Here is a 13,953-nt window from a genome sequence, read left to right as displayed (position 1 = left end):
TTAAAATGGATAAACGATGGATATATATCATAATTATATTGATTATTGGAGTTTCAGCATTATACTCCATTGCCAGTTCGTCGAACACTATTGGAAGTGCCACTCTAGATGTGAGTACCTTTGTAATTACTTTACCTGACCAATTTCATATTGATCAGGCCGAAAACGATATGGCCGCACTTATCAACAGGGACACCAATGAAAAACTAATCATTACAGATTCTGGCAAAGGAGATTCCGTCGATTCTAATATTCAGGATACAATGAAGAAGTTTAAAAAGATAAACTCGGTTGAAATCGAAAACAACACTATCACATATAAAAATATTACAATTAAAACCGTTTACATGATTTTTGATGATGGTACTATAAATTCAACTACCTACTTCATGAAATTCAATCATACATTTAATATTAATGCAAATAATTTTAATGATAAAGAAAGCATTCTTGACAACATTAAATTTCTCATAGACTCATTGGAAAGAGATTATAAACAAACACAGGATTAGGGGAAAATAATGGATGAATTCAAATTTTCTATTATAATATCTGCTTACAACAGTGAGCCATGGATTTCCCAATCAATCAAATCAATTATCAGACAAACATTAGACTTTAAAGAAAATATAGAAATAATCCTAATTAATGATGGAAGTAAGGATAACACTGGAAAAATCTGTGAGGCATTTGCATCCAAATATCCTCACAATATAACCTACATATCTAAAAATCACGAAGGAAAAGGGCCTAGTAGAAATTTAGGAATAAAAAAATCAAAAGGAACCTACATTAACTTTTTAGATGCGGAAGACTATCTTTCAACAAATACATTGGAAAACATCTTAAAATACTTTAATAAGCATGAAAATATTGAAATCATCACAACCCCAATAAAGATAATTGGTTCCAACAAATCAAAAACAGAATCAAAATATCTCAATAGCCAAGTCGTGAACCTAATTGAAAATCCGGAATTTTATCAAATCCAAACTAAATCCTGTTTTATAAAAAAATCAGCAATAGCCAATATATCTTATTCGCCGCAACTTAAACTGTCCGAAGACATCACCCGTATAAACCAAATTTTAATAGAAAATCCTAATTTAGGCATTTGTAGCGAATGTACATATTACACCCATACAGAAAAAGACGGCAAATCTTTACTAAACATGCTGGCCACTTCTAAAGACTTTCAAACCCCAAGAGAATATTTCTTAAAAAATCTAATTAAAGAGAGTCTGGAAAAATATGGTGAAGTTCCACAATTCATCCAAAACACGATATTGTATTACTGCAATGAAATAATTGTAAATGAAGCCCTCCAAGAAAAGTTGACAAGCAAAGAAATTGAAGAGTTAAGCGATGAAATGAGATATATGCTGCAATACATTGATGATGAAACCATTTATGGGCAGGGTGAAATGAATGACCTGATAAAAACTTTTCTCATCTTCATGAAAAATGACTTTTCATACTCATATGAAGATCAAATTAAATTAACTAAAGACCTTAAATTAGACACAGTTTATTTAGACATCTACGAAATAATTGACGATGAATTATACTTGCTTGCAAACATCAATTCAATTTACAGCAATGAAAAAGTAGAGATATATGCAAATGGTGAAAAAATTAAAACGAAGGTCGTTGATTTTCCACAAAGAGAGAAGTATTACATGAATAAGAGATACTTATCCAACAACACCTTTGAAGCAAGAATTAAACTGGATGCAAATAAAAGATATAGTATTAAATTCAAATCAAATGTGAATGACAACTTAAAAATCGATTTCTCAAGGCCATGCAACTTCTCAAAAGCAGTGGGATATGCCAAAACCAAAAAATATCTGAGCACATTAAATAACAATGAAATTACGATTGAGAAGACAAAAACCGGAAAATGGATTAAACAAGAGGCCAAAACATTATTCAACATGCTGAAGAACAGAGTTCCAGGATTTGAAAGCGGAATTCCAATTAGAATTATTTACATGCTGTTATATCCGTTCCTAAAAAATAAACGCATATGGCTTTATTCGGATTTTCCAACAATAGCTGACGATAACGGAAAACATCTTTTCAAATATTCCATGGCGCAGGACGAAAAAGGAATCAAAAAATATTTCGTGGTAGACAAGAAAAGCAAGTACTACAATGAAATGAAAAAAATCGGCCCGGTTATCGGCTATAAATCCATGAAACATAGAATTCTAGGATTATTTGCAGAAAAAATAATAACATCACATCCGGACAATAATTACATTTATCCCTTTTGGGGACATTACCCTAACTTTGCTGGTCTTTTAAAATCAAGCACGATCTTTCTACAGCACGGAATAATCCTCAACAACATTTCCAGTTGGTTAAACAAGTCTGACAAGAATTTGGATTTCATATTGACTTCATCAAAAAAGGAATACGAATCATTTTTTAATTATCATTACAATTATGAAAAAGAGGTCATTCATCTGCTTGGACTTCCAAGATTCGATAGCCTGGAAAATGAAAAAACGAAAACCATACTTATAATGCCTTCCTGGAGACGTTACCTTACAAATGAAAACAAATATTCGATTAGTAACTCAAGCTACTTTAAAACATATAACTCCTTGATAAACAACGAAAAATTAATTGAAAAGGCAAAATCGTTAGGCTATGAAATAATATTCAGGCCACATCCCCACGTATATCAATATATCGGATTATTCGATGAAAACGAATTCATAAAAATTGATCATGAAAGAGAAAGCTATCAGGAATTATTTAAAAAAGGCGCATTGTTAATTACTGACTATTCATCCGTTTCATTTGACTTTGCATATCTCAAAAAACCTGTCCTTTATTACCACTATGGACAAGATTACCATTTTAATTTGGAGGAAAGCTATTTTGATTTCGAAACCATGGGCTTTGGGGAAGTGTGTAAAAGCGAAGAAGAATTAGTTGATTTGATTTGCCAATACATGGAAAATGACTGTAAGATGAAAGAAAAACATGTCAAAAACGTTGAAGACTATTTCATATTTACAGATAAAAACAATTGTAAGAGAGTTCACGAAGCCATCAAAGAGATGAAACCTAGAGCTTGAACTCCATATTATGCATTCCGCGCTCAAAACTGGCTATTTTAACTCTTTTTTTATTGAATTCCTTAAATCCTAATGATTCATAAAGTCTTTTTGCACCAGTATTTCTAAAATCGGCATCAATAATGACACGATTATAATTTTTGGATTTTGCATAACTTATTACATCACAGACAACCTTTCTTCCCAAACCCTTACCCCTTTGAGACTCATCAATGGCTATCTCTGCAAGATACAAATCATCCTTTTCGATGTCGCATAAAACGAAATGATCCAGGATATCCACTATGTACAATCTAAGAGATTTTAAATAAAATTTATGCTCATCATCATGCAGATATATGCTTACATATCCAATAATATTGTTGTCATCATCCAAAATAACTTTAAAGTATTTGTTTATTTCCTTTTTTGTTAAATATTTTGAAATGGCCCTGATAGCACTCTTATCGGATCTGAAAAGCATGTCAAATGTTCTATAATCCACATCATAAACTAATTTAGCAACATGACAAACGTCATGAATTTCAGGATCAAAAGTCTCATAAATCAAATTAATCACTATTAATGATAGTTAATGCAAAAACACCCGCTCCAAACCCATTGTCTATATTAACAACAGCAATTCCCGGAGCGCATGACTGAAGCATGGCATCCAAAGCTACACGTCCGCCTTCACCAACACCATAGCCTACAGATGTTGGAACGCCAATTACAGGAACGTCAACAAGACCTGCAACAACTGAAGGAAGAGCGCCTTCCATTCCAGCGCATACGATAAATACACGAACTCCTTCCTTTACCATGTGTGCAATCTGCGGGAACAATCTATGAATTCCCGCAACACCAATATCGTAAGAAACAATGGCTTCACAGCCACCCTCTTCAACAATTACGCGAGCTTCTTCGGCAATGTTAATATCTGAAGTGCCGGCCGTAATGATTCCTACTTTTGCAATTTTTTCTTTAGTTTTTTCCTCTCTTCTAATCACCAATATCTGAGCTCGCCTATTGTAGTCAAAAACAAACTCATTTTCACCAATGTCCTTTAAAATCTTTTCATACCTCTCACAAGAGAGCTTGGTTATAATTAGGTCCTTATCATTATTTTCAAGATATCTCCTAATTATCAACAATAAATCCTCATAATCTTTACTCGGTGAAAAGACCGCTTCGGGAAACCCTGCACGCTCACTACGTTTATTGTCAAATTGAGCAATGCCTTCAAAATCCAGAATAGAGTCTGCTTTTATAAGATTTTCGGCTTCATCAATACTAATTTCGCCACCAATCAATCTTTCAAGAATATCTTTCATATAATTAATATAGGATAAAATTTTATATAAAATTTAACTTAAATAATATATTTATGAAAGCCCGAAAGATTTTGACACAAGGTATAGTTCAGGGTGTGGGATTTAGGCCTTATGTTTACAGACTTGCATCCGATTTAAATCTGAGAGGATATGTTAGAAACCTTGGAAATGTAGTCGAAATCATAATTGAAGGCGAAAAAACTGATTTGTTTATTGAAAGATTGCTAAAAGAGCTGCCACCAATAGCTAAAATAACCACACTGAATGTGGAAGAAGTTGACATAAAGGAATATTCTGATTTTAAGATTATAGAAAGTGGAGACTCATATTCAGGAGTTAGCGTGATTCCACCAGACATAGCGATTTGTGACAAATGCCTGGAAGAAATAAGAAATCCTAAAGACAGGCGCTACAAATATGCATTCAATGCATGCACAGACTGCGGACCCAGATTTACCGTTATCGAAAGCGTGCCGTATGACAGAATCAGGACATCCATGGACGAATTCCCTCTATGTGATGACTGCCTTGTAGAATATAGGGAACCCCTTAACCGAAGATATCATGGAGAGGCCATTTGCTGCAGCGAATGCGGACCTAAAATGGCTTTTTATAAAGGCAAAACTAAAATTGATAGTGAAAATCCAATTAAATTAGGTGCAGATGTTTTAAAGGACGGAAAAATACTGGCCATCAAGGGAATTGGAGGAACACATCTAGTTGTTGATGCATATAATGATGATGCAGTAAAAGAATTGAGAAAACGTTTGAATCGTCCTAATCAAGCGTTTGCAGTGATGAGCAAAGATTTAAAGTCCGTTCAAAATTACGCTCAACTATCCGATAGGGAAATAGAAACAATCACATCCAACAAAAGACCAATTGTTATTCTAAAGAAAAATGACAATTATCCCTTCCCGGACAGCCTATCTCCAGGACTGCATAATATTGGAGTGATGCTGCCATATTCCCCAATGCATTACCTGCTATTTGATGAAGGAAATATTGACACATATGTAATGACTTCAGCCAACATTCCCGGAGAGCCAATGATGATTGAAAATGAAGAAATCATTGATGGGGTCAATGACTATTCATTAGTGCACAACCGGAAAATTTTAAACAGATGCGATGATTCCGTGATAAGATTCAGAAATAACGAATTGTCATTCATTAGAAGGTCCCGTGGCTATACTCCCGAACCGTATACCATAAATTATGAAGTCAACGATTCCAATGTCCTTGCTCTAGGCCCAGAACTTGATGTTACCTTTTCAATTGCAAAAAACAATATCGTGTATCCATCACAGCATATTGGAAATACAAACAAGCCAAAAACCTTAGAATTCCTAAAGCAGGCCGTAAAAAATATGGAAAGGATTACTAAAATCAACGAATTTGACATCATTGCATGCGACATGCACCCTCATTTTTTCACAACAAGGCTTGCCCATGAATTGTCAGAGAAATATGGCGCCGAAGTTATGGCCATACAACACCATCATGCCCACTCAATCGCGCTAGCCAATGACCATTCCATCGATGAAATGATTGCAATAACTGCCGATGGTGTTGGATACGGAAGTGACGGCACAAGTTGGGGAGGAGAAATACTCTACACCAATGTCAATGACTTCAAAAGAATGGCTCACCTGCAGCCTCAACTAATGCCCGGCGGAGATGTGGCGACAAAATATCCTGCACGAATGCTTGCAAGTATCCTAGGCGATGAAGAGTTGATTAAAAACTATTCCAACTATTTCAAGTATGGTGAAAGGGAAATAAAAACCATATTCAAACAGCTTGAATCCGGACTGAATGTCGGTCAGACAACCAGTACCGGAAGGGTTCTCGATTCAATGGCCGTGGCTCTTGAAGTGTGCCATGAAAGGACATATGAGGGAGAATGCTCCATGAAACTTGAATCATGCGCATATTACGCAACAAAAGATTTGGAAATTCCATATGTCATCGAAGGAAACACCTTAAATACCAGTGCAATTTTAGAAGATGTTGTAAAATTATATCAAAATGGAGAAAAAAAAGCAGACATTGCATGTGCCGGTCAAAATGCAGTGGCCAACGGTTTGGCTGAACTTGCCATTCGTTGCGCTGATAAAAAGAATATTCCAGATATTGGGGCTACCGGAGGAGTGTTCTACAACGAAGCCATCACAGACACCGTTAAAAATCACGTTGAAAGTAATGGATACAACTTCATTCAACACCTAAACACATGCGCTGGCGACGGATCAGTTTCACTTGGACAAGCCATCATTGCCAAGAAAATTTAAAATGAAAATAAGATGGTTTAAAATAGAGCATTTAAACCATAATATGGCCGCAAAACAATTTATCTATTATTTAAAGTTCTCTCAAGGATATATTCAGCCCTTTCCTTAAGATTGCCGTATAATCTAATTTGATTTTTTAACTCATCGATTGCTTCAAGCTGGCCGGAATCTATCCTTTTTTCGATATCCAAAAGTTTAGACCATTCGTCACCTGAAGGAAGCTGCAGAGTATTTAACATGTCCTCTGAAAGGTTAACATCGAAGGTATTCCTGTTAATAGTAATGTGGATATTGACCTCATTTTGCAAGTCATAATATTTACGTGGACGGCCCCTCAAGATTTTCTTATAGGAAGAATTCAAAATACCTATCTCTTCCATGGCCCTTAAGTGTTCAATGATTGCCTTTTGACCGATGTCCAGCTCATTTGATATTTCACTGACAAACATCGGCTCCTCTCTTAAAAGATTAATAATGTCTCTTCTAGTTTTACAACCCATCACGTCAAGGATATCTTCTTTATCAATCTCTCCTAAGTGGTCGTTATAGTTTCCTCTAATTTCAATGCGGCCATTAGAAGAATTGACATTTTTATGATACTTATCGTTTTCATTAATGTCGTTACTATTAGTCATGATTATAAATTATATTGATACCCTTATATAAAACATTATGTTTTTATTACAACATGTAAGAAAAGTTTTATTTTAATTAATTGAACTTTATATTTTTAAATAAACAATTAAATTAAATTTTATTAAAAATAACAGATATAAAATATCAAACATTAAAAATAAAATTATTTACGATTAAAATTAACTTAATGCATAACTTTACATTAGAATAACATCATGTTACAAAAACTCAAAATATCGAAACCTTTATATAACTTTTTGTTACTATAATAATGTAAGAGAAAGATAACTTTTTGTTACTTTAATATTTGGTTGAGAAAAACTTAAAGTAATAACTCTTATATGATGAACCATTTTCCTATATGTCCATAAATTCCCAAAACCAAATATTAAATAACTTAAAGAATGAATTCTCGGTTAAGAGTTATTACAAAGTTTTTTCCAAAAACCTAAAAAAGGTGTCCATATGACTGACGAAAATAAAAGTGAAACTGAAGTTGAAACCCAAGAAGAAGTTCTTGATGAGTTAGCTCTAAAAGATGAGGAGATTGCTAAACTCAAGGAAGATCTTGAAAAACAGGAAGCCGAAACTCAAGAGTATATTTCACTTTCCCAAAGACTTCAAGCAGATTTCGAAAACTTCAAAAAAATTACAGACAAGCAAAACAAGGAAATCATAAAATTTGCTAATGAAAATATTATAAAAGAGTTTCTTGATTGTTACGAAGACTTCGGTAGAGCTTTAGAAGTTGAAAACGATGATAATCTAAGAGAAGGTATAGAGCTTACTTATAATAAATTTAAAGATATCCTCACAAAAGAAGGTGTCGAGGAAATTCCTGCAAAAGGAGAGAAATTTGACTTAAACAAACATGAAGCATTAATGGTTCAAAAATCCGATGACGTTGAAAACGGATATATCATAGATGAACTGATGAAAGGATACATGTATAAAGATAAAGTTCTTAAATACTCAAAAGTTATTGTTTGTAAAAAATAAGATAATGTTTATTTAATTTATTAATAAAAAAAATGGTGATAATTATGTCTGACGCTAAAAAAGAAAAAATTATTGGAATCGATTTAGGTACAAGTAACTCAGCAGCATCTGTGCTTGTAGGAGGAAAACCAACCACAATTCCTTCAGCAGAAGGAGCAAGCCAATATGGTAAATCCTTCCCAAGTTACGTTGCATTTACTGACGACGGTCAAATGCTAGTGGGAGAACCTGCAAGAAGACAAGCGGTTACAAACCCGGAAAATACCATCAGTGCAATCAAAAGAAGCATGGGTACAGACCACAAGGTAACTGTAAACGGAAAACAATATTCCCCACAGGAAATCTCTGCATTCATCCTGCAAAAAATTAAAAAAGATGCTGAAACATTCCTCGGAGAACCTATTCAAAAAGCTGTAATTACAGTACCTGCTTACTTCGATGACAACCAAAGAACTGCAACAAAAGATGCAGGAACAATTGCCGGTCTTGATGTAGTGAGACTTGTAAACGAACCAACAGCAGCAAGCCTTGCATACGGTCTTGACAAATCAGATGAAGATGACATGAACATCATGGTTTACGATTTAGGTGGAGGTACCTTGGATGTAACCATCATGGAATTCGGTGGAGGAGTATTTGAAGTTAGATCCACCAGCGGTGACACACAACTCGGTGGTACCGATATGGATAATGTTTTAATCAAATACTTGGCTGATGAATTCAAAGCACAAGAAGGCATCGATTTAATGGATAATGACCAAGCAGTGCAAAGATTAAGAGAAGCTGCTGAAAAAGCAAAAATCGAATTGTCCACCACCACAACCACTGAAGTAAACTTACCGTTCATTGCAATGGGAACTGACGGAACTCCTAAAAACCTAATCATAACCCTTACAAGAGCAAAATTAGAAGAATTGGTAGATGCGATTGTTGAAAAATCAGGAAAACCAATGCAACAAGCATTAGACGATGCAAAAATGAGCAAAGGAGATATCGACAAAATCATTTTAGTTGGTGGACCTACCAGAATGCCAATCGTACAAAAATTCGTTGAAAAATTCATAGGAAAACCAGTTGAACGTGGTATCGACCCAATGGAATGTGTATCCATGGGTGCAGCTATTCAAGGAGGAGTATTAGCCGGTGAAATTAAAGATATTGTTCTTTTAGATGTAACTCCATTATCCCTAGGTATTGAAACCTTAGGCGGAGTATCCACTACTTTAATTGAAAGGAACACTACTATCCCTACCAAGAAAAGCCAAGTGTTCTCCACTGCTGCAGATAATCAGCCATCTGTTGACATCAATGTATTGCAAGGAGAAAGAAAAATGGCTGCAGACAATACCTCACTTGGACGTTTCCAACTTATCGGCATTCCACCTGCACCAAGAGGCGTTCCACAAATCGAAGTAACATTCGATATTGACGCTAACGGTATTATAAATGTAACCGCTAAAGATAAAGGAACAGGTAAAGAGCAAGCTATTACCATCACTTCCTCAACTAAATTGTCCGATGACGAAATCGAACAGAAAATCAAAGAAGCGGAAATGAATGCTGAAGCAGATGCAAAAAGACAAGAAGAAATTGAAATCAGAAACAATGCAGACTCATTAATTTACACTTCAGAAAAAACTTTAGATGAACTCAAAGACCAAGTATCTGAAGATGAAAAAACAAAAGTCGAAGGACTTGTAGCTGAATTAAGAGACCTTATAGCTGGCGATGATATTGATGCCATTAAAGAAAAGTCTGATGAACTATCAAATGTAGTTCAAGAAATTGGTGCTAAAATTTACCAACAAGCACAAGCTGAGGCTCAAGCTCAACAAGCACAACAACAAGATCCAAATGCTGGTGCTCAAGACAACAACGATGATGACACAATTGATGCAGACTATGAAGTAAAAGACTAGATTAAATAATACAGTTTTATTACATTGTTAGGGAATATATTAAATCAGAAATCAGAATCAATCAATTAAAACTAACAATATATAAAACTATTATTTTTTCTATCTATTTTAATTTTTTTAAGGTGAACAAATGGCAGACAAGCGAGATTATTACGAAGTTCTTGGAGTAGATAAAACTGCGGATGAAAAGACAATTAAAAAAGCTTATCGTAAATTAGCCAGAAAATACCATCCTGACGTTTGTGATGAAGAAGGCGCTGAAGAAAAATTTAAAGAGGTAAGTGAAGCATACGCTGTCTTGTCTGATGATGAAAAACGTCAAAGGTATGACCAATACGGTCATGCAGGAATGGATGGATTTACTGCAGAAGATTTCTATCAAAATGTAAACTTTGAAGATATTTTCCAAGGATTTGACATTGGAAACATATTTGAGATGTTTGGTTTTGGTGGCGGAAACCGCAACCGTGGAAGGACAGGACCTCAAAGAGGCTCAGATATCTATACAGAGATCCCTATTTCTTTAGAAGAAGCTTTCCAAGGATGCGAAAAGGAAATCAAGATTACCCGAAGTGAAATATGTCCAACATGTAATGGGTCAAAATCCAAACCGGGAGTTGAACCGCAGACATGTCCTACCTGTGGAGGAACCGGTCAAATTAAAGAAGTTAGCAACACTTTTTTAGGCCAAATGGTTAATGTTAGACCATGTAGAGAATGTGGAGGTACCGGAAAAATCATTACAGAACCGTGTGAAGATTGTCGTGGAAAAGGAAGTAAAAGAAAAACAAAAACAATTAAAATTGAAATCCCTGAAGGTGTCGATGAAGGCAACCACTTAAGAGTATCAGGTGAAGGAAACTGTGGTGAAGCACCAGGACTTGAAGGGGATCTGATTGTTACTGTCCATATAAAAGGACACAGAAGGTTCACACGTGAAGGAGACCACCTATACTTAGAACAGCAAATTAGTTTCCCACAAGCAGCATTAGGGGACAGGATTAGCATTCCAACAATTGAAGGAAATGAAGTCGAATTCAAGGTGAACCCGGGAACCCAAAGCGGAACCGTATTTAAATTGAAGGGACAGGGTATGAACTCTGTTAGACATCACAGCAGAGGACATATGTATGTTACCGTGAATGTGGTAGTCCCTAAAAAATTAAACTCCCAACAGAAAAAAATTCTCAAAGAATTTGCTGAGGTCAGCGGAGACGAAATCAAACATGTTGAAAAAGGACTCTTCGACAGAGTTAAAGATGCGATGAAATAAATTAGCTTCATGCTAATTTATCCAACTTTTTTTTGAAAATCATATTTTACCAAAATCACCATCAAAATTAATTGCGGGAGTGTCCGAAATTAGCAGATTATGTTAATACTAATCACTAAAATGGATATTACTAAAAATTTCAAATGGATTTAAGGTAAATTTTAAAAATCCACTAAATTTATTTTTTATATAATTAAAAAACAACTTTACATCATTAATATCAAATTTAACAATTAAACAATTAAATATTCAACATTTTACAGTGAAAATTGGTTATTTTTACAAGATTTGATATAGGTAAAACAAGTGAAAGATTAAAGGTTTAATAATTGCGTATTTATTAAAATAAATATTAAAAAAGCTTGATTTTACTTATAAAAGAATAATTATAAATATGAAGGGATTTATAATTATTTAACAACAACACATACAATAAAAATAAATCACCTTCAGTTATAATTTACTGTTTTTAATATGATTTATTTTTTTCGATTTTAACAAATTTTTTCCCAAAAAATGGGAAAAAATTATTAAAATTCTTTTTTTGTATTAATTGTTGTTAATTTTAAAAATAACAGATTATAAAAAGGAATGAATCAAAATGAGATTTGATAGTCAAACTTGTTTTATTTTAAAAGAAGTAGGTTCAAATTTGGATAAAAATCATATTGTTTTTACAGTTAAAATTCTATTTGAAATTTTTAAAGAAATTCGCCCAGAACTTTTTAAAAAAGATAAAAAAACACGGCCTGGTCCTAAACGAATATATAAAACTGGTGAAATGCTTACTTTCATCAGTTTTGGACACGTTATGGAAATAACAAGCTGCAGAAAGCTAGAAAACTGGTGGAAAAATAATGATGAAACATGTCAATTCTTACTCAACTGTAAAAAACCATCAAAAACAACAATAAATGACTTCATAAACGACAATATGTATCTTATTGATGAATTTGACAAATATCTTGTGGAATTTGGAATAAAAACAGGATTAATCGAAGGAAACATAATTTATGCAGACGGAACTGTATTAAAAGGATATTGCAATCCACTTAATAACATGAATCCAGATCAAATAAAATACCTTAAAAAGTTCATTTTAAAGCATTACAAGGAATATAAAAATAATACAGGAGATTTATGGATAAAACTCCATGAATTTTTTTACAATGACAAAAATCAGGAAGAATTAAAAGATTTATATAAAAAACTCAAAAAAACAATCAATTCATTTGGAATACACTTATTAAAATTAAGTTTAAAAGGCCATCAAAGCTTAAAAAGAGTTTTAAAACGAATCAAAAAAAATGGAAGCAAATATTAATAAAGATTACAGCATCAACACTGTTGATCCAGAAACACGACACATGGACGATAAAAAACGAATATCAGGATTAAATTACAATTATCAGCAAGCAATAGACGATAAATACGGAATGATAGTCACACACTACATAACACAACATCCAAACGATCAACAAGAAGCCATAGAAATAGTAAATCGCTTACAAAGAATATTAAACAAAAAAGAATTCACATTAGTAGTAGATCATGGATATTGGAACATAAACGTATTGCACCGGATATATAGAACCCCAACAAAGCTCATTATCCCCTGCAGAACAGAAGCGATGCGAAAAAATGCAAAACAAAGAGAAAAAAACAAAACAAAATTTGATGAAAAAGAAGCCAAAAAACAAAGATTCAAAAAATACAATTTCAAATACCTGCCAAAAGAAGACGCATATTTATGCCCCGCAGGCATAAAACTAACAAGAAAAGACAATGAAATAAGAAAAGAAGGCGCTAATAAAAGATATGGTTCCAAAAAATGTCAAACATGCAGATATATTGTAGAATGTGCGAAAAATGAATACGGAAGAACACTCGTAGACAAATTTGACCCAATTTTAGATAAAATAAAAAAAGAATATTACACAGAATATGGTCAAACAGCATATTCTGGCCGAGAATCACATGCAGAAGGAGGATTCGCAATTTTACTTGAATCTCGAAATTTCAGAGGAATAAAAACAAAAGGAGTGAAAAAAGCAAACAACGAAATGACACGAACAACAATAACCCACAACATCAAAAAAATACACAAACACATCAACAACAAAACCCTAAAAAAAATATTAAACGAAATAAAGAAAGAAAAACAAAAACAACACATAAACATGAACATATTTGACAAATGGAAAAATAACTACATAATAAAAAATGAAAAAATCATAGATTTCAAAAATTAAATTAAAAAAATTCAAAGGAGAAAATAGCGGACACTCCCATACCATTTTAATTAAAAGAACGATTAATTATATTAGGATTATTGGAAAATAATGTGAAAAATATCAACTGGAAATCTAATTAAATTAAGTATAGTGCTGTAAAAAATAAAAAAGAAATGTGATAATCTACATCAAT

11 protein-coding genes are annotated in these 13,953 nt (G+C 33.4%); 8 read left to right on the top strand and 3 right to left on the bottom strand.

What is annotated here, in order from left to right; genetic code table 11:
- The first annotated feature begins 5 nt into the window (after positions 1-5).
- Together IJE64_RS00060 and IJE64_RS00055 are read left to right on the top strand one after the other, a co-directional pair.
- On the top strand, positions 6-512 hold the full coding sequence (locus tag IJE64_RS00060; protein WP_292780261.1) for a hypothetical protein: 507 nt from the start codon (positions 6-8) through the stop codon (positions 510-512).
- Between the two features lie 9 nt (positions 513-521).
- Positions 522-3,092 (top strand): CDP-glycerol glycerophosphotransferase family protein, encoded by a 2,571-nt coding sequence (locus IJE64_RS00055; protein ID WP_292780258.1) that lies wholly within the window; start codon positions 522-524, stop codon positions 3,090-3,092.
- Here IJE64_RS00055 and IJE64_RS00050 read toward each other — a convergent pair.
- Positions 3,082-3,651 (bottom strand): GNAT family N-acetyltransferase, encoded by a 570-nt coding sequence (locus tag IJE64_RS00050; protein ID WP_292780255.1) that lies wholly within the window; start codon positions 3,649-3,651, stop codon positions 3,082-3,084. The genes IJE64_RS00055 and IJE64_RS00050 overlap by 11 nt on opposite strands.
- On the bottom strand, positions 3,644-4,405 hold the full coding sequence (gene larB / locus IJE64_RS00045; RefSeq protein ID WP_292780251.1) for a nickel pincer cofactor biosynthesis protein LarB: 762 nt from the start codon (positions 4,403-4,405) through the stop codon (positions 3,644-3,646). Before larB ends, IJE64_RS00050 begins: the two co-directional genes overlap by 8 nt.
- A 53-nt stretch (positions 4,406-4,458) precedes the next feature.
- On the opposite strand from larB, the gene hypF reads away from it, so the two are divergent.
- A complete protein-coding gene (gene hypF, locus IJE64_RS00040) occupies positions 4,459-6,699 on the top strand; it encodes a carbamoyltransferase HypF (protein WP_292780249.1) in 2,241 nt (746 codons plus the stop codon).
- Positions 6,700-6,758: 59 nt separating this feature from the next.
- Here the strand turns inward: hypF and IJE64_RS00035 are convergent, their stop codons facing one another.
- Positions 6,759-7,334 (bottom strand): ArsR family transcriptional regulator, encoded by a 576-nt coding sequence (locus IJE64_RS00035; protein ID WP_292780247.1) that lies wholly within the window; start codon positions 7,332-7,334, stop codon positions 6,759-6,761.
- 466 nt (positions 7,335-7,800) lie between these two features.
- Here IJE64_RS00035 and IJE64_RS00030 point away from each other — a divergent pair, with 466 nt between their 5' ends.
- From IJE64_RS00030 to IJE64_RS00010, 5 genes are all read left to right on the top strand, one after another.
- Positions 7,801-8,334, top strand: coding sequence for a nucleotide exchange factor GrpE (locus tag IJE64_RS00030; RefSeq protein WP_292780245.1), 534 nt, complete (start codon positions 7,801-7,803; stop codon positions 8,332-8,334).
- 44 nt (positions 8,335-8,378) lie between these two features.
- Positions 8,379-10,253, top strand: a complete 1,875-nt coding sequence (dnaK, locus tag IJE64_RS00025) for a molecular chaperone DnaK (RefSeq protein WP_292780242.1) — start codon at positions 8,379-8,381, stop codon at positions 10,251-10,253.
- Positions 10,254-10,383: 130 nt separating this feature from the next.
- The gene (gene dnaJ / locus IJE64_RS00020; protein WP_292780240.1) at positions 10,384-11,526 is read left to right on the top strand and encodes a molecular chaperone DnaJ; all 1,143 of its coding nucleotides are present in this window, start codon (positions 10,384-10,386) and stop codon (positions 11,524-11,526) included.
- Between the two features lie 652 nt (positions 11,527-12,178).
- Positions 12,179-12,850 (top strand): hypothetical protein, encoded by a 672-nt coding sequence (locus IJE64_RS00015; RefSeq protein WP_292780238.1) that lies wholly within the window; start codon positions 12,179-12,181, stop codon positions 12,848-12,850.
- Positions 12,834-13,778 (top strand): transposase, encoded by a 945-nt coding sequence (locus tag IJE64_RS00010; RefSeq protein WP_292780236.1) that lies wholly within the window; start codon positions 12,834-12,836, stop codon positions 13,776-13,778. Before IJE64_RS00015 ends, IJE64_RS00010 begins: the two co-directional genes overlap by 17 nt.
- Positions 13,779-13,953 lie beyond the last annotated feature (175 nt).

It is taken from the genome of Methanobrevibacter sp. (assembly GCF_017409525.1).
Taxonomy (GTDB): domain Archaea; phylum Methanobacteriota; class Methanobacteria; order Methanobacteriales; family Methanobacteriaceae; genus Methanocatella.
Note: the sequence above shows the minus strand (reverse complement) of the source record. Positions and strands in the feature narration are given on the sequence as shown.